This window comes from Kribbella sp. CCNWLW201, from assembly GCF_037203805.1.
GTDB lineage: Bacteria > Actinomycetota > Actinomycetes > Propionibacteriales > Kribbellaceae > Kribbella.
Genome location: NZ_JBBCBQ010000008.1, coordinates 242,912 through 266,637, shown reverse-complemented (window position 1 = coordinate 266,637; position 23,726 = coordinate 242,912). Strand labels below are relative to the sequence as shown.

The window sequence follows — 23,726 nt, the reverse complement described above, 5'->3', positions numbered from 1 at the left end:
TGGCCAGCATGCCGACCGCCGCCGAGCCGACCGGAGCGACAGACCCGGCGGCGCTGGCCGAACGTTACGGGCTGACCAAGAGTTCGCTCCGCCCATCGCTCGGCGCCTACGTGCGCGAACTCTGGAGCCGTCGCAAGTTCGTCCTCAGCTACGCCACCGCACGCACCTACGCCATGTACGCCGGCGCCCGGCTCGGCTCGGTGTGGCAGGTGCTGACCCCGCTGCTGAACGCGGCCGTCTACTACCTCGCGTTCGGTGTCCTGCTCGGCACCAAGAACGGGATCGACAACTACGTCGCGTTCCTGCTCAGCGGGATCTTCGTCTTCACCTACACGCAGCGTTGTATGACCGAGGGCTCCCGGTCTCTCGCCCTCAACCTGTCGCTGATCCGCACCCTGCACTTCCCGCGGGCGACGCTCCCGTTGGCCTATGTGCTCAACGAGCTGAACCAGATGCTCGTCTCGATGGGCATCCTGTTCGTCATCGTCGGCGTGACCGACGGACTCGCCTGGCGCTGGCTGCTCGTCGTACCGGCGTTGCTGCTGCAGACCATGTTCAACATCGGGATGACGCTGATCTTCGCCCGGATCGGCACGTTCATCTCCGACGTCAGTCAGCTGCTGCCGTTCATCACCCGGACCTGGCTGTACGCGTCCGGCATCTTCTTCTCGCTGCCGGCCAAGCTGACCCAGGCGAACGCGCCGGACTGGGTGATCCATGTCCTCGCGTTCAACCCGATCTCGGCGTACATCGACATCGTCCGGCGCTCGCTGCTCGAGGAGCACGAGGTGAACCAGTTGCCGCACGCCTGGGCGATCGCGGTCGGCTGGTCGGTCGTCGCGCTGGCCGGCGGATTCGTCTACTTCTGGCGCGCGGAGGACCGCTATGGTCGTGGCTGATTCTGGGGCTGAACCAACGGTCATCGCCGACGGCGTCAACATCATCTACAAGGTGATCGCCGGCCAGGGCGGCAAGGGTACGGCGGCCACCGCGTTCCGGCGCATCCTGAAGCGTCAGGACCGGCCGACGATCCGCGAGGTCCACGCGGTCAAGGACGTCACCTTCACCGCCTACAAGGGCGACGCGATCGGCGTGATCGGCCGCAACGGCTCCGGCAAGTCGACGCTGCTGCGCGCGGTCGCCGGCCTGCTGCCACCCGCGTCCGGCGCGATCTACACCGGCGGCCGGCCGTCGCTGCTCGGGGTCAACGCGGCGATGATGAACGACCTCACCGGTGACCGCAACGTCGTCCTCGGCTGCCTCGCGATGGGGATGTCGAGCGCCGAGATCGACCGGCGGTACGACGAGATCGTCGAGTTCTCCGGGATCGGCGAGTTCATCGACCTGCCGATGTCAACGTACTCGTCCGGGATGGCGGCCCGGCTGAAGTTCGCGATCGCGTCGGCGAAGACGCACGACATCCTGCTGGTCGACGAGGCCCTCGCGACCGGGGACGCCGAGTTCCGGGTCCGGTCGGAACGCAAGATCCGCGAACTGCGCGACCAGGCCGGCACAGTGTTCCTGGTCAGCCACAGCCTGGACGTCGTACTGGACACCTGCAACCGGGCCATCTGGCTGGACCAGGGCGTGCTCCGCCTCGACGGCCCGGCCGACGAGGTGGTCGCCGCCTACATCAAATCAACTCGCGGCTGACGGCTTCTCGCGCAGGCCGACCAGGAAGCCCAGGCCCCACGAGACGTGCATCGTCGCGCAGACCAGTGGCATCCAGAACAACGCCTTCCAGGGCAGGTAGCGACCCTCGAAGGCCGAGCCGGCCAGCAGCAGCAACGCGTAGCCGAGCGGGGCGAGGAAGCCCAGGTCGAGCCAGCTGTTGCCGGTGATCAGGCCGATGATGCCGAGGATGGTGCCGACCGCCAGCAGGATCACCGCGACCGGCGGCGCCAGGTAGCGCTTGTTCGCGGTCTCCGGGTGCCGGCGGATCACCTCACGGCGCCACTGGCCGGTGTGGAAGAACTGCTTCGCCACCGCCGACAGCGACGACCGCGGCCGGTAGGTGACGGACAGGTCCGGGCTGAACCAGATCAGGCCGCCGGTCTTGCGGATCCGGTAGTTCAGCTCCCAGTCCTGGGCCCGGTGCATGGTCTCGTCGAACCCGCCGACCCGCTCCAGCGCTGCCCGCCGGAACACCCCTAGGTAGACCGTGTCGGCCGGACCGGCCTTGCCGCCCTGGTGGAACGTCGACGCACCGAGGCCCAGCCGGGACCGGTACGCGCAGGCGACCGCCATCTCGGTCGGGGTCCGGCCCTCGGCCGCCATCACACCGCCGACGTTGTCCGCACCGCTCTCGTCGAGCACCTCGACCGCGCGGGTGATGTAGCCGTCGGTGAGGGCTCCATGGCCGTCGACCCGGACCAGGATGTCGTGCTTGGCGTGCGCGATGCCGACGTTCAGCGCGGCCGGCGTCTTGCCGGTCGGGTTCGGCACGATCGTGATCCGCGGGTCGCGGTCGGCGAGCTTGTCCGCGATCTCCTGGGTCCGGTCCCTGCTCGGGCCGATGGCGAGCACGACCTCCAGCTCACCGGGATAGTCCTGGTCGAGGACGCGGCCGACCGCTTCCTCCAGGTGGCGTTCCTCGTTCAGCACGGGCATCACAACGGACACGGGCGGCCAGTGGGACAGCGGCATATCAGGTCAGGCCTTACAGATCGAAGCGACGTCGTCGACGTCGTTGGTGGGTGTGGACGGTGAGCTGCTCGGTTTCGGGGTCTTCTTGGTGGTGCTGGTGGTCGGCTTGCTGGTCGCACTACGCGGAGTGCTCGAGGTCTTACCGTCTCCTTCCGAGCCCGCCTTGTCCAGCGCTTCCGACTTCCCGACCGCCTCCGCGACCTTGGTCCTGATCAGCGCGAAGTCGGGATCGCCGGTGCGGATCAACGGCGGGACCGCCGAGAAGCTTGACACCGGGAGCTTCTTCGCGTCCAGCGCGAGGTCGGTGAAGGTGCCCAGTTCGCCGGCCGGAATGTCGGTCTGGACGACCTGTTTGCTGGCCGCGGCGATGCCCTGGAACTTGGTCAGCACGGTCTGCGGCGACAGTTGGTTCAGCATCGCCGACATCACGCACTTCTGCCGGGTCATCCGCTCGTAGTCGGTCGATCCCTCCCGGGACCGGGCGAACCAGAGCGCGTGGTAGCCATCCAGATGCTGGTTCTTGCCCACCTCGATGTAGCCCTTGATCGGCGAGCTGCCACCGCCGATCGGGACCCGCTTGCCGACGTCCAGGGTGATCCCGCCGACCGCGTTGAGCAGGTCCCGGAATCCTGCCAGGTCGATCAGCACGTAGTAGTTCACCTTGAGCCCGGTGGTCGCCTCGACCGCCTGCTTGGTCGCGGTCACGCCGGGGTGCGGGTCGCCGGGGAACAGGTTCTTGTGCTCGGAGGCGTACATGAAGACGCCGTTGAGCAGGCAGTTCGACCCACAGTTCTTCCAGGTGAACCCCTCGGGGAACTGCTTGGCCATCGCCGTACCGGCCGGGAACGGCACCTTGGTCAGGTTCCGCGGCAGGCCGATCAGCACCGTCCGGCCGGTGTCGGCGTCGATACTGGCCAGCGTGATGCTGTCCGGCCGGGTGCCGATCCGGTCCGCGCCGGAGTCGCCGCCGAGCAGCAGGACGTTGTAGCGGCCCTTCTCGGCCTTCGACTTCTGGCCGCTGCCGAACACACTGGCGACGAAGTCGCGCTGCGTGTTCACGATGACGCTGCCGTAGATCAGTGCGCCGACCACCGCGAACACCAGGACCGCGTCCAGGATGCTGGTGGCGAGCCGGTGGTTGCGCTCCAGCATCAGCGGCTGGCCGAGCCGGTACGCGTCCACGAACAGCGCGGCCCAGCCGATCGCGAGCACGATCAGCAGGATCTGGACGATCCGCAGGGTGCCCGGCCGGGCCATCAGGTTGATCGTGCCGGACCGCCAGATCAGCGACAGCACGACCAGGAAGACGACGATCGCGATCAGCCCGGCGATCACCCGCCAGGCCCAGCGGCCGGCCCGCTTGCTGCCGGCCACGATCTGCGCCGACCCCGGCAAGACCAGGGTCATCAGCACCAGCGTCAACGCCCGCTTGAATCGCACCGGCTCGCTGAGACTGCGCAGGTCAGGCTTCTCCTGCGGCATGACGTCCTTCCGTTCTCCGTACGGCGGGCTGCTGCCGACCGTACCTTGTCGTCCCCACCACCACTGAGTAGACGTGCCGAGCGGTGTGATGGTTCGAGCAGAGGCGGATCCGGAGACGAAGAGTAGCAGTCTTCTCACTCAGCGCAGGAAAACCCCTGCAGACACCCTGTGGACCCCGGGTTTCACGCAGTTGTGATGGTGGCCGGTGGGTGGATGCGTTACGAAGTGCTGCACGCACCTTCAGTGAGGACAGGAAACCGCCCATGAAACTGTTCCGTACACTTCTGGCCGCCACCGCGGCTGTCACCACCACTCTGGTCGGCACGAGTTCGGCCCAGGCGTTCGAGGCCGCAACACCGCAACCCGCCGTACAAGCGCCTGGTGCGGACTTCGCCGGGATCGCAGCCCTGAGCAACTGTTCCGCCTCCCTGGTCCGGTACGCCGAGTCGGCCGACACGGATCGCGCGCTGGTGCTGACCAACGGGCACTGCTACGAAGGCGGGTTCCTGAACCCGGGCGTCGTACTGGTGAACCGTCCGTCGAGCCGCTCGATCACGCTGCTCCGGCCGGACTCGAGCCGGGCCGGCACGGTTCGGGCCAGCCGGATCGTCTTCGGCACCATGACCAAGACTGACATGCTCGTCTACGAGGTGAACGAGTCGTACGCGTCGATCAAGTCCCGGCTCAACGTCACCCCGCTGACGCTGGCCAAGCAGGGTCCGGCGAACGGCGCCGGGATGGCGGTCGTGTCCGGTTACTGGAAGCGCATCTACACCTGCTCGGTGCAGGCGACGATCCCGCAACTGCGCGAGGGCGACTGGACCTGGCAGAGCTCGATCAAGTACCAGCAGCCCGGCTGCGAGACGATCGGCGGTACGTCGGGATCCCCGGTGGTGAGCACCTCGACGGGTGAGGTCATCGGCGTGAACAACACGGGCAACGAGGACGGCGAGCGCTGCACGGTGAACAACCCGTGCGAGGTCGACGCCAATGGCAACATCACCGTCGACCAGGGTGCCGCCTACGGCCAGCAGACCTGGTGGATCTACACCTGCCTGACCGCGACCCGCGCCCTCGACCTGAACAAGTCCGGCTGCCAGCTCCCCAAACCGTCCCGCCGCCACTGACCCCCACCTCACGCCATTTCAGGGGTCAACCCCCGAGCTTGTGGGTTGCGGACCCAAAATCTGCCTCCGCAACCCGCAACCAGAGGGGTTGACCCCTGAAATGGGCCGGGCGGGACACCGTACGAGTGACGCATAACACCTGACATCCGGTAACGTCGCGGCGCATGGCAGTCGACACCTCCACTGACCAAGTCAGCGATGCACGATGGCCGAGCCCGTTCGGGGTCCGGACCAGGCTGGTCGCGTCCAGTGCGCTGATGCTCTTCCTCGAGCTCGCGCTGATCCGATGGACCGGCTCGAACGTGGTCCATCTCAGTTACTTCTCGAACTTCGTGCTGCTCGGCTCGTTCCTCGGCATCGGGATCGGCATCCTCCGGTCCAGCCGGGCGAAACGCCTGCCGTACTACTCACCGGTCATGCTCGGCCTGCTCGTCCTGGTGATCGCCTGGAAGCCGGTCACGGTCAACCGCGGCACCTCCGAGAGCGTCATCTACTTCACCAGCCTGAACACCACCGGTCCGCCGACCTGGGTGATCCTGCCGATCGTCTTCATCGCCGCCGCGGTGATCCTGGCCGGTCCGGCCGAGCTGGTCGGCCGGTGTTTCGCCGAGCTGCCGCGACTGACGGCGTACCGGTTCGACCTGGTCGGCAGCCTGATCGGGATCGCGGCGTTCACCGCGCTCTCGTTCCTGGGCGCGCCGCCGATCTGGTGGGGCGCGATCGTCACCTGGATGTTCGGCGCGCTGATGATCCCGCGGACCGCGGGATCCGGTCGGCGGGTCGTCGCCACCGGGCTCAGTGCGGTGATCACGCTGTCACCGCTGCTGGTGATGCTGGGCGTGCTGTTCCACGAGTCGCGCCAGCCGGAGAACAGCTGGTCGCCGTACTACAAGGTGCAGACCAAGAGCTACACGTGGCAGGGCGTTCCCCTGCTGACGATCACGGTGAACGGCGTGCCGCACCAGCAGGCGATCCCGGCCGACGCGCGGCTGCAGTGGGAGCCGCAGTACGGCCTGCCGTACGAGCGGGCGAATGCCGGCAAGGCCCCGAAGAACGTGCTGATCATCGGTGCCGGCTCGGGTTCGGACGTGGCGATCGCGCTGAAGAAGGGCGCGCAGCACGTCGACGCGGTCGAGATCGACCCGCGGATCCGCGACCTCGGTAAGGAACTGCACCCGGACCGTCCGTACCAGGACCCGCGGGTGACGTCGCACATCGACGACGGGCGGGCGTTCCTGTCCCGGACCGACAAGAAGTACGACCTGATCCTGCTGGCCCTGCCGGACTCGCTGACGCTGGTGAACGGCGCGAGCTCGCTGCGGCTGGAGAGCTACCTGTTCACCGAGGAGGCGTTCAAGAGCGCCAAGGAGCACCTGAACCCCGGTGGCGCGTTCGCGATGTACAACTACTACCGCGAGACCTGGCTGATCGACCGGCTCGCGTCGACCGCGCAGACCGCGTTCGGGCACAAGCCGTGTGTGGACCAGGTCGGCGACGACCTGCAGCAGGCGGTGGTGACGGTCGGGCTGACCGAGGCCGACCAGACCTGTGGTGACAAGGCGTGGGCCGGGCCGACGGCGATCACCCCGCCGCCCGCGACGGACAACCGGCCGTTCCTGTACCTGTTCACCGACCGGATCCCGTCGCTCTACCTGGTCACCCTCGGCCTGATCATGGTCGCCGGTCTGATCGGTGTCGGGATCGCCGGCGGCGGATCGTCGTACCGGCGGATGAAGCCGTACGCCGACCTGTTCCTGCTCGGCGCCGGCTTCATGCTGCTGGAGACCAAGAGCATCACCGGGTTCGCCCTGTTGTTCGGTACGACGTGGGTGGTCAACGCGATCGTGTTCGCCGGCGTCCTGGTCGCCGTACTGGCCGCTGTCGAAGTCACCAGACGGTTCCGAACACCACCCTTGAAGGTGATGTACGTCGTCCTGTTCGGTGGACTCGCGTTGTCGTGGATCTTCCCCGACGAGTGGCTGCTCGCGATGCCGGTCGGCCTGCGCGCGCTGGTCGCCGTACTGATCGCGTTCCTGCCGATCTTCGCCGCGAACGTGATCTTCGCCAAGCGGTTCACCGACACCGCGGACGGGACGGCGTCGTTCGGGGCCAACCTGCTCGGTGCGATGCTGGGCGGCTGCCTCGAGTACGCCGCACTGCTGATCGGCTTCGACGGACTGCTGATCGTCGCCGCCCTGCTCTACGTGGGAGCGTTCCTGCTGACCCCGAAGGTCCGCACAGTCGTTCGAAGTTAGCGGTCCTGCGGGCGATCCGGGTTCGGTCCCGGGTTGTAGGGCGGGAAAGACTGGTTCGGGAAGGTGTTTCCAGGCGGCGGGTAGTTGCCTGGAGCACCTTGCCCCGGACCGCTGCCGGGGAACGTGGGGCCTGGCGGGGTGCGGCGGCGGTTCTTGACCGCGCCGACGACCAGGAAGACGACGCCGAGGCCGATGAAGATCAGCAGCGAGCCGATCACCCCGAAGATCGAGACGACGAACGCGACCACCGACATCCGCGGCCCGGCGGCGTACGTCGCGCCGGTCTCGTCGTCGGTGCAGGAGATGCTGTAGTCACCCGCGGGCACCGGGTCCACCGAGCGGGCGATGACGTACCAGGTCTCGGAGTTGACCGTGATCTGCTCCGAGCCGCTCGGCTCCTCGAGCGGTACGTCGGCACCACTGGAGTCCTTCGCCGTGCACGGCGGCGTGAGCACCGGGACCGACGCGTAGATCGTCAGCCCTTCCTTCTCCAGCGTGACGACACCCGCATCGATCGGCTCCGGCGTCCGCGGCGCCGTCGCCACGATCCGGTAGACGAAGAACCCGGTCAACCCAAGCCCCACCACAAAGCACGCGATCGCGATCCACGTCAGCGTCTTCTTCTGCGGCACAGGCTGCCCGGGATAGGTACTCATGCCAGAACGGTAGCGCCACCCCCGGTTTACGGTACGCCGAGCAGTCTCAAGACGGCTGCGGTCACGGCGGCGGCTACTACCACCAGGACGAAGGGGGCTTTGCGCCAGGCGAGGATGCCGCCGACCAGGACGCCGGCGGGGCGCGCGATGCCGGCGTGACTGTGGCCGTCGGTCAGTGCGGCGGTTGCGACCAAGGCGGCCAGCAGGACGATCGCCGCGGCGCCGAGGACCTGCTGAGCCCGCTCCGGCACCTCGAACCGGCTGCGCATCATCGGCCCGGCGAACCGCAAGGCAAAGGTGCCGACGGCAAGGATACCGATCGCGGCCAGCAGCAGCGGTGTGCCGGTCATGGGGCCTCCCGCCCTGGACTGAGGAGCGTAGGGAGCGAAGCGACTGAAGCGACGAGGGAAGGGCGGGAGTCAAAGCCCCATGACCCGCCGCGCCGGAGGCGTGGCATCAGTACAGTCATCGGGAGACCTCCAATGCGGGCTTGTCGGTGCGGTAGAACACCAACCCCACCAGGGCGAGCAGTACAGGAAGACCGGCCGGCAGGAACGGCGTTGCCGCCAGGGCGACCACGATTCCGATCAAGGCCGCCGTACGCGTCGACTTGTCACGCAACGCGGGCAGCACCAGCGCGAGCAGCACCGCGGGGAAGGCCGCGTCCAGTCCGAACACGTCGGTGTCGGTGATCACGGTCCCGGCCAGCCCGCCGACCAGGACGCCGACGTTCCAGCAGACGAAGATCCCGATCCCGGAGGCCCAGTACGCGGCTCGCTTCTGCCTGAGCTCGTCCTGTCCCAGCGCGAACGCGACGTTCTCGTCCGTCATCAGGTGACTGCCCGGCACCCGCCGCCAGCCGCCGCCGATCACGTCGCTGACCGCCAGCCCGAACGCGACGTGCCGGGTGTTCACCAGCAACCCGGCGATCATCGCCGCGATCGGGCTCCCGCCGGCCGCCACGATCCCGACGAACAGGAACTGCGACGCACCCGCGAACACCACGATCGACAACACCACCGGCACCCACAGCGGCAGGCCGTTGCCGACGCTGATCGCGCCGTACGAGAGTCCGACGACGCCGTCGGCGAGGCAGACCAGCCCGATGTCGCGGGCCAGTCCTCGGTCGAGTGTTCGCCAGATCGAACGCATGGGCATTATGATGAACAGCACTCCGCCTGTTCGTCAACCCGAACGACTAGACCGATGGAGCGAACACTGATGGACACCAAGGCGCCGCTCGACGTCATCGCGGCCTCATTACGCCGGCACCGGGCCCGCGCGGGGCTGTCGTTGAGCGAGGTGGCGAAACGCGCCGGCGTCGCGAAGTCGACGCTGTCCCAACTGGAGTCCGGCACCGGCAACCCGAGCGTCGAGACCCTGTGGGCGCTGGCCGTCGCGCTCGACACCCCGTTCGCCGCGCTGCTCGATCCACCCCGGCCGAAGGTCCAGGTGATCCGAGCCGGCGAGGGCCCGGTGATCTACTCCGACCAGGCCGAGTACAGCGCCACTCTGGTCGCGTCCTGCCCGCCGAACGCCCGCCGCGACATCTTCCGCATCGTCGCCTCCCCCGGCCCCGGCCGGAAATCCGAACCACACATGCCCGGCGTCGTCGAACACGTCGTGCTCAGCTCGGGCCTCGCGCTGGTCGGCCCGGCGGACGACCCCATCGAGCTACGCCCGGGCGACTACCTCGCCTACCCCGGCGATCTCCCGCACGTCTTCCAGGCGCTGGAAGAGGGCACCGCGGCCGTCCTGGTCTCGGAGCACACCTGACAAAAACGTTGCCCGGAGCAAGAGATGCTCCGGGCAACGATGCTTCAGACCTTGCGGCCGACTCCTCCGGCGATGCATTCCTCGACCTGGTTGAGCGGCTTGACCCGCGGGCCGTCCGGCCACCAGTCGTCGCACAGCACCAGGCCGGGCGGCACCAGTTCCTGGTCCGGGAACAGCTCGAGGAGCTGGTCGCGGGTACGGAAGACGCCGCTGCCCATCGGGCTGTGGACGAACTTCTCCTCCATCTTCCGCGCGATCTCGGAGTGCGCCGGCGTCTGCGGGTCGTAGAAGTGCGCGATCACCGTGTACGACCCCGGTACGACGGCGTCGACGTACTTCTGCATGATCTGCGGGCCGTCGTCGCCGATGTAGTGGTGCAGCGTGCCGTTCTGGATCACCGCGATCGGCTTGCTGAAATCGAGGAACTCGTGCACCTCGGGCAGGCCGAGCACGTCGTCGGGCTCGAAGATGTCGGCGCTGACGAACAGGGTGTTGTCGTTCTCCTCCAGCAGCGCGCGGCCGTGCGCGAGCACCACCGGGTCGTTGTCGATGTAGAGCACCTTGGCCTCGGGCTTCAGCCGCTGCACCACCTGGTGGGTGTTCTCCGCGGTCGGCAGACCGGAGCCGCAGTCCAGGTACTGCGTGATGCCCGCCTGGCCGGCCAGGAAACGGCAGGCCCGGATCAGGAAGTTCCGGTTGGACCAGGCGAGATCGTTGACCTGCGGGGCCACCATGGCGACCTGGCGGAGCACTTCGCGGTCGATCTCGTAGTTGTCCTTGCCGTTCAGCGCGGCGTCGTACACGCGGGCGATGCTGGCCCGGGTGGTGTCCACGCCCACCGGAATCGAACTGGGTGCCTTGGTGGCATCGGGCATCAGCGAACCTCGCAGGAGTCGGGATGTCTGTGGCACGACTCTACTGACCGTGAGGGCCGGTGGACACGTCGTCACGCGCGTCGGGTTGGACGGTGTCACATTCCGTTGTGAAATGATCGGTCGGCCGCATGGTGACTTCTGGGGAGGCGAGGGTGACTGAGCCGGGCGCGTACGGCGGGCCGACCGCCCTGCGCATCATGCTCGGGTCTCACCTGCGCCGGCTCCGTGAGGAGGCCGGGATCAGCCGGACCGACGCGGGCTGGGCGATCCGCGGTTCGGAGTCCAAGATCAGCCGGCTGGAACTGGGCCGGGTCGGCTTCAAGGTCCGCGACGTCAACGACCTGCTCACGCTCTACAAACTCGAGGACGACGCCGAACGCGAGCGGTTGCTCGACCTGGCCCGCGAGGCGAACAACCCCGGCTGGTGGCAGCGGTACGACGACGTCACACCGACCTGGTTCCACTCGTATCTCGGCCTGGAGATGGCGGCCGACCTGATCCGTACCTTCGAGCTGCAGTTCGTGCCTGGCCTGCTGCAGACACCGGAGTACGCGCGGGCCGTGTTCCAGCTCGGCCGGGACAAGCCGATGCCGCCGGAGGAGCGGGAACGCCTTGTCACGTTGCGGATGTCGCGTCAGCAGGTGCTCACCCGGCAACGTCCGGCCCGGTTGTGGGCCGTCATCGACGAGGCGGTGCTGCGCCGGCCGATCGGCAACAAGGAGATCCTCAGGGCACAGCTGGAACACCTGATCGTGGCGTCCAAGCGGCACAACGTCACTTTGCAGATCATCCCGTTCGACACCGGCGGGTACTGCGCGACCGGCGGCGCGTTCACCCTGCTCCGCTTCAACGACGCCGACCTGCCGGACATCGTCTACATCGAGCACCTCACCAGCGCCGTCTACGTGGACAAACGCGATGAGGTGGACGGTTACACCATCACGATGGACACCCTGTCCATCTCCGCCGCCCAGCCCCGCGAGTCCGAACGCCTGATCCGCAACGCGATCGACCTCCTCTGACGGTCCCCGTTTGGTTGGCTGACCCACCTGAGTGTGGGTTCGCACCCCGGGATCCGGTTGGCCAACCCACACCTTCGTGGGTCAGCCAACCAAAGGGGACGGGGAGGTGGGGGTCAGCCGGCGAGGGCTCGAGGTTTGGCGGTCGGGCCGGGGCGGATCGCGACCTGGCGTGCGTCGGGTTCATGGCCGGCTTCGCAGCGCAGTACGACGCTCACCCGCTCACCGCAGTCGCGATGCTCCGGGATGATCGGCGGTCCGCCGTCGAGCGGCAGGTACTGATCGCCCCACTGGATGATCGCCACCAGGACCGGATAGAGGTCGAGGCCGGCCTGGGTCAGGCGGTACTCGTACCGCTCCCGCTGCCCGGGCAGGCGGTACGGGTGCCGCCGCAGCAGACCGCGCTCGATCAGCGCCGCGAGGCGCTCGGTCAGCACCTGCCGCGGGATCCCGGACCGGGCCCGGATGTCCTCGAACCGCCGGACGCCGACGAACAGCTCCCGCAGCACATGGAAGGTCCACTTGTCGCCGAGGACCTGCATCGTCCGCGAGATCGTGCAGTTCTCCGTCGACCAGCGCATCGCCTCGGGCGCCTGCTCACTCATACCTCGAGGATAAGTCCGCTTGACAGACTCAGCCAAGTCAGGCAAGGCTGAATCCGTGAACCAGACTCAGGCGCCGCAGATCCGCCCGGCCGGTGAACCCGACGCGGAGGACCTGACCACGATGCTGTCCGGGCTGACCGATCTCAGCCTCTACTTCCGATTCCAGACCGCCATCGGCCGGCCGCCGCGACCCGCGCTGGTGCTGCGCATGCTCTGCCCGTCCGGGCGTGCCTGGGTCGCGACCCGCGGTGACACGATCGTCGGCCACGCGATGTGGGCCTGGGCTCACGGCGACGGCGAGCCGACCGCCGAGCTCGCCGCCGTCATCAGCGAACCCGAGCAACGCCGCGGTCTCGGCGTACGGATGTTGTCGATCGCGGCCGCGGACGCGGTCGCCGCGGGAGCGACGCGATTCCTGTTCGTGGTCAGTCCGGCCAACGACCTGACCGCCCGGATGATCCGCCGCCGATGGCCCGACGCCACGGTCGAACGCGACGGGGCGCTGATCAACTTCCTGGTGTCAGCGAAGACTTCGGAAGAACGTCCGGATGTCGTCGACCAGGAGGTCCGGGGCCTCGAGGGCGGCGAAGTGACCGCCACGAGTGAACTCCGACCAGTGGACGATGCGGTGCCGGCGCGCTAGCACTCGCCGGATCGCGGGGTCGGTCGGAAACACCGCGACCCCGGTGGGCACCCCGGACGGCTCGGCCGGATCATCGGCTGCGACGCGATTCTCGTAGTACAGGTTGGCCGATGAGGCGCTGGTGTTGGTGAACCAGTAGATGGACGCGTCCGTCAACAGGTGGTCGAGCTCGATCGCGTCCTCGGGCAACGCGCGCGCCGGATCGGTCCACTCCCAGAACTTCTCGAGGATCCACGCGAGCTGCCCGACCGGCGAATCACTCAACCCGAACGACACCGTCTGCGGTCGCGTCCCTTGCAGTTCGGCGTATCCGGTCCCCACCTCACGCAGCCGTTCCGCAGCCGCCAGCCGAGCCCGTTCGACGTCGTTCAGCAGCTCGACATCACCCGGCTCGATCGCCGGAAAAGCCAAGCCGCCATTGATGTGTACGCCGACAACGTGCTCGGCGTCGACGTGACCGAGCAGCGGTGACACGACGGATCCGGTGTCCCCGCCTTGAGCGCCGTACCGCTGATAACCGAGTCGCGCCATCAACTCGGCCCAGGCGTACGCGATCCGGCGGTGGTTCCATCCAGTCGACTCGAGCGGCACCGAGAACCCGTGCCCCGGCACTGACGGTGCCACGATGTGAAAGGCGTCCCGCGGATCACCGCCGTACGACGCCGGGTCGGTGAGCGGCCCGATCACCGGCAGAAACTCGGCAACGGACCCCGGCCACCCGTGCGTGAGCACCAAAGGCATCGCGTCGGGCTGTGGCGACCGCACATGAACGAAATGGATCGTCTGCTCATCGATCCGGGTCGTGTACTGCGGATACCCGTTGAGCCGCGCCTCCCACGTGCGCCAGTCATAGGTCTTCCACCGCTCCACGACCTCGCGCAGATAGCCGACCGGAACCCCGCGTTCCCACCCGTCCCCAGGCAGTTGCTCCGGCCAACGAACCCGCCGCAACCGCTCGGCCAGATCGGTCAGCGCCTCGTCCGGGACATCGATCCTGAACTCTCGCATACCCCGAAACCTACGGAATACCTCGGCCGAGCGCGTGGGTTGTGCCAAAGATGATCCTCGTGACAGGTGCCACCGGGAACGTCGGCCGCGAACTCGTCGCCCGGCTGCCCGCGGACGAGGTCTGCATCCTCGACCGCGGTTCCGGCGCCGACCTCAGTCGGCCGGAGACTCTGACCGAGCCGCTCAAGGCCGTGGACACGGTGTTCCTGATCTGGCCGTTCCTCACCGCCGAGGGCGCGACGGCGACGCTCGACGTGATCGCCCGGTACGCCGAGCGGGTTGTCTACCTCTCCTCGTCCGCCGCCCGGTTCGGTCGCGACACGGACCCGATCACCCGACTGCACACCGATCTCGAACACGCCGTCCAGCAGTCCGGCGCCGGGTGGACCGTCCTGCGCGCCGACACGTTCGCATCCAACGCACTGGGCTGGGCCGGCCAGATCCAGGCCGGCGACGTCGTCCGCGGCCCGGACAACGCCGCCACAGCCGTGATCGACCCCGCCGACATCGCCGCGGCCGCCGCACACGTCCTGCTGGAGCCACAACCCGGCACCACCCACACCTTGACCGGCCCAGAGGTGCTCAGTCGCGCCGATCAGGTCGACATCCTGGGTACGACGCTCGGCCGCACCCTCACCTGGGAGCCGACGCCGTTCGACGAGGCCCGTGCCCAGATGCTCGCCGACGGCCGGCCACCGGCGCTCGTCGATGCTCTGCTCACAAGCGCCGAACGGCGACCGCGCTCCGACCTCGTCACCACGACCGTGCAGGAGCTCATCGGTCGGCCGGCCCGGACCTTTCAGGACTGGGCCGGCCGGAACGCGGGTGCCTTCAGTCCTCGATGACGATCGCCAGGGCGGGGCAGACGGCGGCGGCCTGGTGGACGTCGGCGGCCAGGTCGTCGGGCGGGTTCTCGTTGAGCAGAACGACGATGCCGTCCTCGTCGCGCTGGTCGAACACGTCGATCGCGGCCGTGACACATTGGCCGGAGGCGACGCACTTGTCCTGATCGATGATGACCTTCATGGGGATGAGCCTTTCTTACCAGGTGACGGGCAGCGAGTGGACGCCGTACACGGATCCGTCGTGTTTGAAGGGGATCTCGTCCAGCTCGGCCGCCCGGCGCAGAGTCGGGATGCGGCGGTAGAGGGTGCTGTAGACGACCTGCAGCTCCATCCGTGCCAGTGGCTGCCCGAGGCACTGGTGGACGCCGAAGCCGAAGGCCACGTGGTGCCGGGCGTCGCGGTGCAGGTCCAGCCGGTCCGGGTCCTCGAACGCCTCCGGGTCGCGGTTGCCGATGTCGTTGGGGAAGATCAGGCCCTCGCCGGCCTTGATCACCTGCCCGTCGAGCTCGATGTCCTCCAGCACCGCCCGGCGCCGGCCGTTGTGGGTGATGTTCAGGTACCGCAGCAGTTCCTCGACCGCGGCCGAGACCACCTTCGGGTCGTCGGTCTCCCGCAGTACGGCGAGCTGCTCGGGATGCTCCAGCAGCGCAAGGGTGCCGAGCGCGATCATGTTCGCGGTGGTCTCGTGTCCGGCGAGGAGCAACAGCACACCCATGCCGGCCGCGTCCTGCTTGGTCAGCTCGCCCGCCTTGACCCGCTCGGTCAGACCGGACAGCAGGTCGTCACCCGGGTGCTCGAGCTTCTCGCCGACCAGGTTGTAGAGGTATCCACCCAGGTTCCCGTGCGCCTGGCCGCGTTCCTCGGGGGTCGCGGTCAGGCTGATGAGCTGCTTGCTGTTCTGCTGGAAGAAGTCGTGGTCGGCGTACGGGACGCCGAGCAGCTCGCAGATCACCAGCGACGGCACCGGCAGGGCGAACTGCTCCATCAGATCGACAGGCTTCGGCCCGGCCAGCAGGTCGTCGATCAGCCCGTCCACGATCTTCTGCACCGCGGGACGCATCGCCTCGATCCGCTTGATCATGAACGGCGCGGTCACCATCCGGCGCAGCCTGGCGTGTTCGGGGTCGTCCATCAGGATGAACCCGATCCCGACGCCCTCCTCGGACGTCGGCGCCATGGCGGTCTGGCTCGGGTAGCCGGGAGTGGTGACGTCGGCGCTGAGCCGCGGATCCGCGAGCAGCTTGCGCTGGTCGGCGTACCGGGTGACCAGCCAGGCGGTCTTGTCGAACACCTTCACCTTGACCAGCGGCGCCTCCGCCTGCAGCTCCTTCAGCTTCGGCGGCGGGTCGAACGGGCATCCGGAGGCCCGGGTCATCGGATACGACGGGAGTTCCTCGGTCTGCATAGAGATCCTTCCCCAGAAAGGTCTGTTGTTACGCGGGCACCAGCTGTTGCCGGTGCAGGCGGGTCTGTTTCGGCATGTTCCAGCCGAGTACGCCGACAACGCGGTCGTCGCGGCGGTAGTGGACGACGAAGCGCCGCTCCTCGATGTTGCCTTCAGCAACTGTCACTTCGGCGTCCGCGGCCGGCACGCCGTGGACCTGGAGCTTGGCGTCGAACTGGTCGGTCCAGAAGTACGGCACCGGCGTGTAGCACTGCGGATCGCCGACGATGTTGGCCGCGACGCAGGCAGCCTGCTCGGTCGCGTTGGTCCGATTCTCCAACCGGAGCAGGGAATCCAGCTGACGCCAGCGAGCGACATCACCGGCGGCGTAGATGCCGGGTCCAGCCTGGCACCGCGCATCGCACACCAAACCGTTGTCGATCGTGAGCCCGCTGTCGGCCAGCCAATCGACCGCCGGCGCTGCACCGAGTGCGACCACGACCACATCGGCCGGCAGTACGTCGCCGGAGTCCAGTAGTACGCCGGTGACGCGGCCGTCCACCTCGGTCAGTCCGGTCACCGCCGTACCAAGCCTTAGTTGGACACCTTCTGCCGCGTGCAGCTCACTGAGCAACCCGCCAACCACCGGGCCCAGCTGGCTTTCAAGTGTTGTGGATTGCGGACCAGCCAGCGTGACAGTCAACCCCATCTTTCGCGCGGTGGCTGCGACCTCGGCCCCGAGTACGCCGTCTCCGACCACGACCAACCGCGATGCCTCCAGGAGGTCCTTCCGCAACGCGGCCGCGTCGTCCAAGGTCCGCAGTACGTGAACCCCTTCGAGCTCGCCCTGTCCCGGCAGCGTCCGCGCCCGCAGGCCGGTCGCGACCACGATCGAGTCCGCCTGGAGTTCCCGCCCGGACGCGGTGTGCACGGTACGGCGTTCCACATCGAGACCGACCGCGGATTCGCCGAGCACGAACTCGGCGTCGAGCTTCGAGAGCAACTCGTCCGGACGCAGCTTCGTCCGGTCCTCGTCCCACGTGCCCGCCAGGTACTGCTTGGAGAGCGGCGGCCGGTCGTACGGCAGGTGCCACTCGGCGCCCAGGACGGTGATCCTGTCCTGATACCCCTTACGCCGCAGGGCTTCCAACGTCGACAGCCCAGCCGCGGAGGCGCCGACGATCACTGCGGTCACGTTGTCACCGGGGCTGTCCACAATCCGACGATCCCGTCGATGAGGCCGTCCGCCATCTCCGCCCAGGTGGCCCGCGCGGTCGGCGTTCCCTCGGCCAGGGCGCGTTCGAACTCCGCGGTCATCTGGATGATCAGGTGGCGGGCCATGTCATTGCGTTCCATCCGCACCGGCAACGGCAGATCGGCCAGGGACTCGTTGAGACCTTCCAGGATCTGCTGCAGCGTCGGCGACGTGAGCGACTCCTCGATCTGGATCTTGCGCAACGACGGATCGTTCATCAGCTGCGCGCTGAACCGCGCGAGCCAACTCGGCGTCCCCAGGCTGCCCATGTGGTCGGTCGCCGACCGGACCAGGCAGGTCACCCAGTCCCGCACGTCCGGCGTGGCTCCGACCTCGGCCACCAGCTCACGGCGTCGCGCCTCGATCGGCTCGGAGTGCTTGCGCACGATCGCTCGCACCAGGTCGGTCTTGGTGCCGAAGTGATACCCGACCGCCGTGTTGTTGCCCTGGCCGGCCGCCTCGCTGATCTGCCGGTTGGAGACCTCGTGCACACCGCGTTCGGCGAACATCCGTTCCGCCGTCGCCATGATCAGCTCGCGGGTCGCGTTCACCCGTTCGGTCCGGACTTCCTTCGCCATCATCATCACCACTTCACCGGCACTTCCCGGAGCCCGCCGACTGCGAGCCCTTCGACGGGACGTAGGTCTTCTACCGCAACAGCCAGCTCCAGTGTCGGCAGCCGGCGCAGCAGCACCTCGACCACCACCTGCAGCTCGGCCCGCGCAAGTGGTTGCCCGATACAAGAATGTGGACCGGCCCCGAAGGACAGGTGCAGGTTCGGGCTGCGGGTGAGGTCCATTCCCGCGGCGCCCGCGAAGACGTTCTCGTCCCGGTTCGCCGACCCCATGCTGCAGACCGCGGTCGTACCGGCCGGCAGGACACCGTCGGAGACCTCGATGTCCTCGGTGAGGTAGCGGATCATGCCGAAGCCGGGGTTGGCGTCGTACCGCAGCACCTCCTCGACGGCCGTGCGGACCAGCGACGGGTCGGCGAGCAACTGCTCCCAGCGACTGCGGTCGGCCAGCAGCATCGCCATCATCTTGCCGATCATGTTCGCGGTGGTCTCGTGCCCGGCGACCAGCAGACCCATGCCGGTGGCGACGAGCATCCGATCGGTCATCCGCTCCCCGGCGGAGTCGGTGCCGGTGATCAGCTCACTCAGCAGGTCCTCGCCAGGCGCTTCACGCTTCGCCGCGATGTGCCCGGCCATGTAGGCGACGAACTCGGCCTGCGCCGCGTCGATCTCGGCCTGCTCGTAGCGAGTCAGGTTCAGCAGGGTGTCGGACCAGTACGCGAACCGGTCCCGGTCGGACTCCGGTACGCCGAGCAGATCGCAGATCACCCAGACAGGAAGCGGGAAACCCAGGCTCGCCTTCAGGTCGGCCGGCTGACCCTGCTTGATCAGCTCGTCGATGAGCCGCTCGGCCATCGCCTCGATGTCCGGCCGCAGCGCGTTCATCCGCTTGGCGGTGAACCACTTGGTGATCATCCGCCGCCAGCGCTGGTGCGCGTCGCCGGCCTGCGGCAGCGCCATCGCCATCTCGCTGTTGAACACGCCGCCGGACTCGCTGTCGCTCACTCGCGCCGCGTCCTCCGCGGTGCGGGTGAAGCGCGGATCGGACAGCACCTGCTTCACATCGTCATATCGGGTCAGCAGCGACGCCTGGTCGCCACTGGGTAGCCGGACGTGGGCGACCGGGCACTGCTGCCTGAGCCGCTCCCAGTCCGGCGGCGGGTCGATCGCACCCACCGGCGGCATCGGGTAGTCGACGACCGCCTGTTGTTCATCACTGTGCGTCACGTGAAACCACCTCCGAGTTGATTTCTGCTCCAGCTTGCCCGTTGGACTTGTTTAAGTCAACTGCCTGACTTAAAATCTAGTTGCATAACCCAACTATCTAGTTGCTCTTCGGAGGCCTGTGATGTCCGCTGTCCCCTCGTCGGTCGAGACGCCGCCGGTGCGCGCCGGCGCCGTCGTACCAGTGCTCGCCTCGGCCGGCATCACGGTCGCGCTGATGCAGACGCTGGTGATCCCGCTGGTTCCGGAACTGCCCAGACTGCTGAACGCCTCGGCCTCCGGCACCGCCTGGGCGATCACCGCCACGCTGCTCGCGGCCGCCGTCGCCACGCCGATCGTCGGTCGGCTCGGTGACATGTACGGCAAGCGCCGGATGCTGCTGCTGAGCGTGGCGATGCTCGTCGCCGGCTCGGTCGTCGCCGCGCTCAGCACCTCGCTGACGCCGATGATCGCCGGCCGCGCCCTGCAAGGCCTGGCTGCCGGCGTGATCCCGCTGGGCATCAGCATCATGCGCGACGAGTTGCCGTCCGAGAAGCTCGGTACGGCGACCGCACAGATGAGCGCGTCACTCGGCGTCGGTGGTGCCCTGGGCCTCCCGGCGGCCGCACTGCTCGCCGAGAACTTCAACTGGCACACACTCTTCTGGATCTCCGCGGCACTCGGCGTGATCGTCTTCGGGCTGATACTGCGGTTCGTCCCGGAATCCTCGGTGCGGTCGGGCGGACGCTTCGACCTGCTCGGCGGCATCGGGCTGTCGACCGGCCTGATCTCGTTGCTGTTGGCCATCTCGCAGGGCGCCGACTGGGGTTGGACCGACGGACGCACGCTCGGCCTGTTCGCGCTGGCGGTCGTCGCGTTGCTGGTGTGGGGCTGGTGGGAACGCCGTGCCCCTGAACCGCTGGTCGACCTGCGCACCACGGCTCGTCCGCAGGTACTGCTGACCAACCTCGCGTCGATGGTGTTCGGGTTCGCGATGTTCGCCATGTCGCTGGTGCTGCCGCAGCTGCTGCAGATGCCGAAAGCCACTGGTTTCGGCCTCGGTCAGTCGATGCTCGGCGCCGGACTGGTGATGGGCCCGTCCGGGCTGGTGATGCTGCTCACCGCGCCGCTGTCGGCCAAGATCTCCAAGACCCGCGGCCCGAAGGTCACCCTGATGCTGGGTGCCGTGGTGGTCGCCGCCGGGTACGGCGTCGGCACCGTGCTGATGTCCGCGGTCTGGCAACTCGTCCTGGTCTCGGTCCTGATCGGTGCCGGTATCGGCCTCGCGTACGGCGCCATGCCCGCGCTGATCATGGCCGCCGTACCGGTCTCGGAGACCGCTGCCGCCAACAGCCTGAACACCCTGATGCGCTCGATCGGCACCTCGGTGTCCAGCGCCGTCGCCGGGGTCATCCTGGCCCAGCTGACCATCAACCTGGGTGGCTACACGCTGCCGTCCCAGAACGGGTTCCGGGTCGTGCTGATCATCGGTGCAGCGGCAGCCCTGGCCGCGCTGGCGATTGCCTCGTTCATCCCCACGCGCCGCCCTGCTCAGGCCACCGAACCGGTACCGGCCCAGACCGCCGGCGCCACGGTTTCCTGACCGAGAAGGTTCTCAGCGCTTGAGATTGGCGCATACTGGAACCCTGATGGATTCCTACCGCGCGACGACGCGTCGTCACCTCAGCACGAGCCCCTTCAAACCCCGCGTGCCGGACCCGGTCAAGGTCTTCGAGGTCGGCCAGCGGGTGTCCCACGACAAGGAAGGCCTGGGCCGGATCAGCTCGGTCGACGGCGGCCACGCGGTGGTGGTCGACTTCGGCGAGGGCAAGCTCATGCGGATCCTCGCCCCGTTCCCCAAGCTCCACGCCCTCTGACGTCTGCCCCCCACACCCCTCCCCTCCGACTTCCGGCCCGGTCACTCTCGACCGGGCCGGACCGTCGTCCGGGCCAGTCGCCGTCACCCGGCCAGTTTGTCCAGGAAGGCGAGGGTGCGCTGCATCAGGAGGGTGGCGGCTGCTTCGTCGTACCCCGGGAGGGAAGAGTCGGCGAAGAGGTGTTCCTTGCCGGGGTAGAGGAAGAGCTCGGCCTGGTCGGTGGCGGCGACGAGGGCGCGGGCGGCGTCGAGGTCGCCGCCTTCCTCGGTGAAGAACGGGTCCTCGTCCATGCCGTGGATCTGGACCGGTACGCCGTCCGGCCACGCGCCGAACTCTTCCACCGGCAGGCACGAGTAGAAGAACAGCGCTCCCTTGGCGCCGGGGCGGGTCTGGGCCAGTTGCTGCGCCGGCACCACACCGAGCGAGAAGCCCGCGTAGACGACTGCCTGCGGAAGGTCCTCGGCGGCGCTGACGCCGCGGTCCTTGATCGTGCCGAAGCCGGTCGTCCGGGCGTAGTCCATGCCCTCGTCGAGGGTCGCGAAGGTGTGTCCCTCGTACAGGTCGGGCAGGTGGACGGTGTGCCCCGCCTGGCGCAACTCGTCGGCGAAGGCCTTCACCCCATCGGTGAGTCCCTGCGAGTGGTGGTACAGCACGATCTCGGCCATGATCACTCCAATGATCCAATTATCTCGAACAATCGGCGATGCTAGTCTAATCCGATCATGTCGATCAATACTCCGGTGCCGGATTACGAGCTCGAGGACACCATCGAGCTCACCACCGCTGAGCAGGTCCGCGCGATCAGCGATCCGCTGCGAACGACGATCCTCGGCCTGCTGCACGAGCGGGCCGCGACCGTGACCGAGCTGGCCACCGCGGTCAAACGACCGAAGAGCACGGTCGCCCACCACGTGAAGGTGCTGGCCGATGCCGGCATCCTGCGCGTGGTCCGGACCCGCCGCGTCCGGGCCATCGAGGAACGCTTCTACGGCCGCGCCGCGCGGATGTTCTACGTCGGCCTCGGCCGGTCACCGGACGGCGTCCAGCTCCCCCCGGACTTCAACGACTTCGAGGTCGCCGCGAAGGAGTCCACCCCCGCGTACGACGCCGGCGAGCTCCGGTCCTTCATCCGGCACGCCCGGATCCCGGAGGAGCGGGCGCGCGAGTTCTGGCAGCAGGTCGACCGGATCATCCACGAGTTCGACCAGCTCCCCCGCTCCGGCGACACGACCTACGGCTTCACCGTCGGCCTCTACCCGATCCTCGATTACCCCACCCTGCCGCCGCCTCAAGAGGCCTGAACCACCGGCCGGTGCGGGATCGTGCAGGCGAGGATGAGGAGCGCCATGAAGGAGTAGAAGTACAAGGCGACCCACAGACCGGCCGGCGTATCGAGGGTGAGATGCGGCGCGAAAGACCCGACCGTCAGCGCCCAGACCGGTACGAAGATGAACGCCAGGACACCGGCGATCAGGCGGAGCACCAGGCGACCGCGGCCGGCGATGGCGTAACCACCGAGAATGCCGAACAGCGGTACGCCGATGGCACCGCCACCGATGCCTTCCTCGAGTACACCGAGTGGATCAGGCGTCAGCACCGCCGCAAAGAGCAACGGCGACAGTGCCAGCCACCGCCAGTGCGGACGGCCGCCGGTACGACGGATGTACTCGGCCCACCCGAGTAGCGCACCGACGAGCACACCAGGCAGCAACACCCAGACAAAGGTGCCGACCCACTCGACCCCCGCCTCGTCCCCGGCAACCTGCGACATGAATCCGCGCAGTCCGGACGCCCAGGCCAGTCCACAGAGACCACCGAGCGCGATCAACCTGGCCGCACCGACGGCCACCCCCTCGGCCGACCGAGCCGCCTCTCGTGTCACCATCCGAACCTCCCCCTCCCCGAACCCAATCCGAAGATAGCCCTGACACAGCGCGACCGCGCTACCCCGCTTCGCCGTCAACGGCCGACAACTGGTCGTCCTCCTCCGCGGACCAGCGCTCGAGGAGCTCGGCGATGCGGGAGAGGACCCTGCGGGCAGTGTCGTAGTCCTCCTCGCCGAACTCCTCGGCGAAGCGCTCCTCCAGATCCTTGAGGTGGGCGTAGCCGTCGGCGGCGACCTGGCGACCGTGCTCGGAGTACGTGACCAGCTTGGCCCGGCCATCCTCGGGATCGGGGCGCATCTCGAGGATGCCGACGGCCACCATGTCGCGGATCACCTCGCCCATCGACTGCCGGGTGATCCCGGCCCGCACGGCCATGTCCGCGGCCCGGGAACCGTCCGGAAGCAGCGTCCCGAAGACCGCGTTGTGCGCTGGCTTCAGCTCCGGGTGACCGCGGCGATGCCCGGTCTGGACCATGTCCGTCTGCAGGGCCCGATTGGCCCGGTCGACCAGTGCGATGAACGGCTTACGGTCGAGCCGGGGTAGGTCGACTCTTGACATCCGTAAGGATTCCTTCCAATATTTTGACAGGCATCCTTACAGTATCAGGAGC

26 protein-coding genes and 1 pseudogene are annotated in these 23,726 nt (G+C 67.9%); 11 read left to right on the top strand and 16 right to left on the bottom strand.

Going from position 1 to position 23,726, the window contains the following annotated elements:
• Window positions 1–8: 8 nt before the first annotated feature.
• The gene (locus tag V9K99_RS29690) at window positions 9–899 is read left to right on the top strand and encodes an ABC transporter permease (RefSeq protein ID WP_337005202.1); all 891 of its coding nucleotides are present in this window, start codon (window positions 9–11) and stop codon (window positions 897–899) included.
• The gene (locus tag V9K99_RS29685) at window positions 892–1,653 is read left to right on the top strand and encodes an ABC transporter ATP-binding protein (RefSeq protein ID WP_337005200.1); all 762 of its coding nucleotides are present in this window, start codon (window positions 892–894) and stop codon (window positions 1,651–1,653) included. The genes V9K99_RS29690 and V9K99_RS29685 overlap by 8 nt, the downstream gene beginning before the upstream one ends.
• On the opposite strand, the gene V9K99_RS29680 is transcribed toward V9K99_RS29685, so the two are convergent.
• Window positions 1,639–2,646, bottom strand: coding sequence for a glycosyltransferase family 2 protein (locus V9K99_RS29680; protein WP_442914735.1), 1,008 nt, complete (start codon window positions 2,644–2,646; stop codon window positions 1,639–1,641). The genes V9K99_RS29685 and V9K99_RS29680 overlap by 15 nt on opposite strands.
• A 6-nt stretch (window positions 2,647–2,652) precedes the next feature.
• Window positions 2,653–4,128 carry an LCP family protein gene (locus V9K99_RS29675; RefSeq protein ID WP_337005198.1) on the bottom strand — a complete coding sequence of 492 codons (1,476 nt, stop codon included), beginning with the start codon at window positions 4,126–4,128 and terminating at the stop codon, window positions 2,653–2,655.
• A 263-nt stretch (window positions 4,129–4,391) separates the two neighbouring features.
• Here V9K99_RS29675 and V9K99_RS29670 point away from each other — a divergent pair, with 263 nt between their 5' ends.
• Window positions 4,392–5,255: a S1 family peptidase gene (locus V9K99_RS29670; protein WP_337005196.1), complete on the top strand. Its 864-nt coding sequence runs from the start codon at window positions 4,392–4,394 to the stop codon at window positions 5,253–5,255.
• A 164-nt stretch (window positions 5,256–5,419) separates the two neighbouring features.
• Complete coding sequence (locus V9K99_RS29665; RefSeq protein ID WP_337005194.1) at window positions 5,420–7,510, top strand: spermidine synthase; 2,091 nt, start codon at window positions 5,420–5,422, stop codon at window positions 7,508–7,510.
• On the opposite strand, the gene V9K99_RS29660 is transcribed toward V9K99_RS29665, so the two are convergent.
• From V9K99_RS29660 to V9K99_RS29650, 3 genes are all read right to left on the bottom strand, one after another.
• On the bottom strand, window positions 7,507–8,166 hold the full coding sequence (locus V9K99_RS29660) for a hypothetical protein (RefSeq protein ID WP_337005192.1): 660 nt from the start codon (window positions 8,164–8,166) through the stop codon (window positions 7,507–7,509). The two genes, V9K99_RS29665 and V9K99_RS29660, sit on opposite strands and share 4 nt — an antisense overlap.
• Before the next feature lie 26 nt (window positions 8,167–8,192).
• Window positions 8,193–8,516: an AzlD domain-containing protein gene (locus V9K99_RS29655; RefSeq protein WP_337005191.1), complete on the bottom strand. Its 324-nt coding sequence runs from the start codon at window positions 8,514–8,516 to the stop codon at window positions 8,193–8,195.
• 115 nt (window positions 8,517–8,631) lie between these two features.
• Window positions 8,632–9,318 (bottom strand): AzlC family ABC transporter permease, encoded by a 687-nt coding sequence (locus V9K99_RS29650; protein WP_337005189.1) that lies wholly within the window; start codon window positions 9,316–9,318, stop codon window positions 8,632–8,634.
• Window positions 9,319–9,372: 54 nt separating this feature from the next.
• Between V9K99_RS29650 and V9K99_RS29645 the strand changes: the two genes are divergently transcribed.
• Window positions 9,373–9,942: a helix-turn-helix domain-containing protein gene (locus tag V9K99_RS29645; RefSeq protein WP_337005187.1), complete on the top strand. Its 570-nt coding sequence runs from the start codon at window positions 9,373–9,375 to the stop codon at window positions 9,940–9,942.
• A gap of 44 nt (window positions 9,943–9,986) precedes the next feature.
• Here V9K99_RS29645 and V9K99_RS29640 read toward each other — a convergent pair whose 3' ends face one another.
• Complete coding sequence (locus V9K99_RS29640) at window positions 9,987–10,817, bottom strand: SAM-dependent methyltransferase (protein WP_337005185.1); 831 nt, start codon at window positions 10,815–10,817, stop codon at window positions 9,987–9,989.
• A 152-nt stretch (window positions 10,818–10,969) separates the two neighbouring features.
• Between V9K99_RS29640 and V9K99_RS29635 the strand changes: the two genes are divergently transcribed.
• Window positions 10,970–11,839 carry a helix-turn-helix domain-containing protein gene (locus V9K99_RS29635; RefSeq protein ID WP_337005183.1) on the top strand — a complete coding sequence of 290 codons (870 nt, stop codon included), beginning with the start codon at window positions 10,970–10,972 and terminating at the stop codon, window positions 11,837–11,839.
• Between the two features lie 113 nt (window positions 11,840–11,952).
• On the opposite strand, the gene V9K99_RS29630 is transcribed toward V9K99_RS29635, so the two are convergent.
• Entirely contained in the window at window positions 11,953–12,441 is a 489-nt protein-coding gene (locus V9K99_RS29630; protein ID WP_337005180.1) for a winged helix-turn-helix transcriptional regulator, read from the bottom strand.
• Between the two features lie 121 nt (window positions 12,442–12,562).
• Here V9K99_RS29630 and V9K99_RS29625 point away from each other — a divergent pair.
• Window positions 12,563–12,886 (top strand): annotated as a pseudogene (locus V9K99_RS29625) (GNAT family N-acetyltransferase); the annotation flags it as partial.
• Window positions 12,887–12,961: 75 nt separating this feature from the next.
• On the opposite strand, the gene V9K99_RS29620 reads toward V9K99_RS29625, so the two are convergent.
• Window positions 12,962–14,092, bottom strand: a complete 1,131-nt coding sequence (locus V9K99_RS29620) for an epoxide hydrolase family protein (protein ID WP_337005179.1) — start codon at window positions 14,090–14,092, stop codon at window positions 12,962–12,964.
• A 50-nt stretch (window positions 14,093–14,142) separates the two neighbouring features.
• Between V9K99_RS29620 and V9K99_RS29615 the strand changes: the two genes are divergently transcribed.
• Window positions 14,143–14,937, top strand: coding sequence for a nucleoside-diphosphate sugar epimerase (locus tag V9K99_RS29615; RefSeq protein WP_337005178.1), 795 nt, complete (start codon window positions 14,143–14,145; stop codon window positions 14,935–14,937).
• Here V9K99_RS29615 and V9K99_RS29610 read toward each other — a convergent pair.
• Genes V9K99_RS29610 through V9K99_RS29590 form a run of 5 tightly spaced genes read right to left on the bottom strand, consistent with a single transcriptional unit; the run spans window position 14,924 to window position 19,377 of the window.
• Window positions 14,924–15,118, bottom strand: a complete 195-nt coding sequence (locus tag V9K99_RS29610; RefSeq protein ID WP_337005176.1) for a ferredoxin — start codon at window positions 15,116–15,118, stop codon at window positions 14,924–14,926. The two genes, V9K99_RS29615 and V9K99_RS29610, sit on opposite strands and share 14 nt — an antisense overlap.
• A 15-nt stretch (window positions 15,119–15,133) precedes the next feature.
• Window positions 15,134–16,342, bottom strand: a complete 1,209-nt coding sequence (locus tag V9K99_RS29605) for a cytochrome P450 (RefSeq protein WP_337005174.1) — start codon at window positions 16,340–16,342, stop codon at window positions 15,134–15,136.
• A gap of 28 nt (window positions 16,343–16,370) precedes the next feature.
• Window positions 16,371–17,516, bottom strand: a complete 1,146-nt coding sequence (locus V9K99_RS29600) for an NAD(P)/FAD-dependent oxidoreductase (RefSeq protein ID WP_337005172.1) — start codon at window positions 17,514–17,516, stop codon at window positions 16,371–16,373.
• A complete protein-coding gene (locus V9K99_RS29595; protein WP_337005170.1) occupies window positions 17,513–18,154 on the bottom strand; it encodes a TetR/AcrR family transcriptional regulator in 642 nt (213 codons plus the stop codon). Before V9K99_RS29595 ends, V9K99_RS29600 begins: the two co-directional genes overlap by 4 nt.
• 5 nt (window positions 18,155–18,159) lie before the next feature.
• Window positions 18,160–19,377, bottom strand: a complete 1,218-nt coding sequence (locus V9K99_RS29590; RefSeq protein ID WP_337005168.1) for a cytochrome P450 — start codon at window positions 19,375–19,377, stop codon at window positions 18,160–18,162.
• Between the two features lie 121 nt (window positions 19,378–19,498).
• Between V9K99_RS29590 and V9K99_RS29585 the strand changes: the two genes are divergently transcribed.
• Complete coding sequence (locus V9K99_RS29585; protein ID WP_337005166.1) at window positions 19,499–20,956, top strand: MFS transporter; 1,458 nt, start codon at window positions 19,499–19,501, stop codon at window positions 20,954–20,956.
• A 46-nt stretch (window positions 20,957–21,002) separates the two neighbouring features.
• On the top strand, window positions 21,003–21,230 hold the full coding sequence (locus V9K99_RS29580) for a hypothetical protein (RefSeq protein WP_337005164.1): 228 nt from the start codon (window positions 21,003–21,005) through the stop codon (window positions 21,228–21,230).
• Window positions 21,231–21,313: 83 nt separating this feature from the next.
• Here V9K99_RS29580 and V9K99_RS29575 read toward each other — a convergent pair whose 3' ends face one another.
• A complete protein-coding gene (locus V9K99_RS29575; RefSeq protein ID WP_337005162.1) occupies window positions 21,314–21,895 on the bottom strand; it encodes a dienelactone hydrolase family protein in 582 nt (193 codons plus the stop codon).
• Window positions 21,896–21,952: 57 nt separating this feature from the next.
• Between V9K99_RS29575 and V9K99_RS29570 the strand changes: the two genes are divergently transcribed.
• On the top strand, window positions 21,953–22,531 hold the full coding sequence (locus V9K99_RS29570) for an ArsR/SmtB family transcription factor (protein WP_337005160.1): 579 nt from the start codon (window positions 21,953–21,955) through the stop codon (window positions 22,529–22,531).
• Here V9K99_RS29570 and V9K99_RS29565 read toward each other — a convergent pair.
• Together V9K99_RS29565 and V9K99_RS29560 are read right to left on the bottom strand one after the other, a co-directional pair.
• The gene (locus tag V9K99_RS29565) at window positions 22,519–23,115 is read right to left on the bottom strand and encodes a hypothetical protein (protein ID WP_337005157.1); all 597 of its coding nucleotides are present in this window, start codon (window positions 23,113–23,115) and stop codon (window positions 22,519–22,521) included. The two genes, V9K99_RS29570 and V9K99_RS29565, sit on opposite strands and share 13 nt — an antisense overlap.
• A 58-nt stretch (window positions 23,116–23,173) precedes the next feature.
• Window positions 23,174–23,674: a MarR family winged helix-turn-helix transcriptional regulator gene (locus V9K99_RS29560; protein ID WP_337005155.1), complete on the bottom strand. Its 501-nt coding sequence runs from the start codon at window positions 23,672–23,674 to the stop codon at window positions 23,174–23,176.
• Window positions 23,675–23,726: the final 52 nt, after the last annotated feature.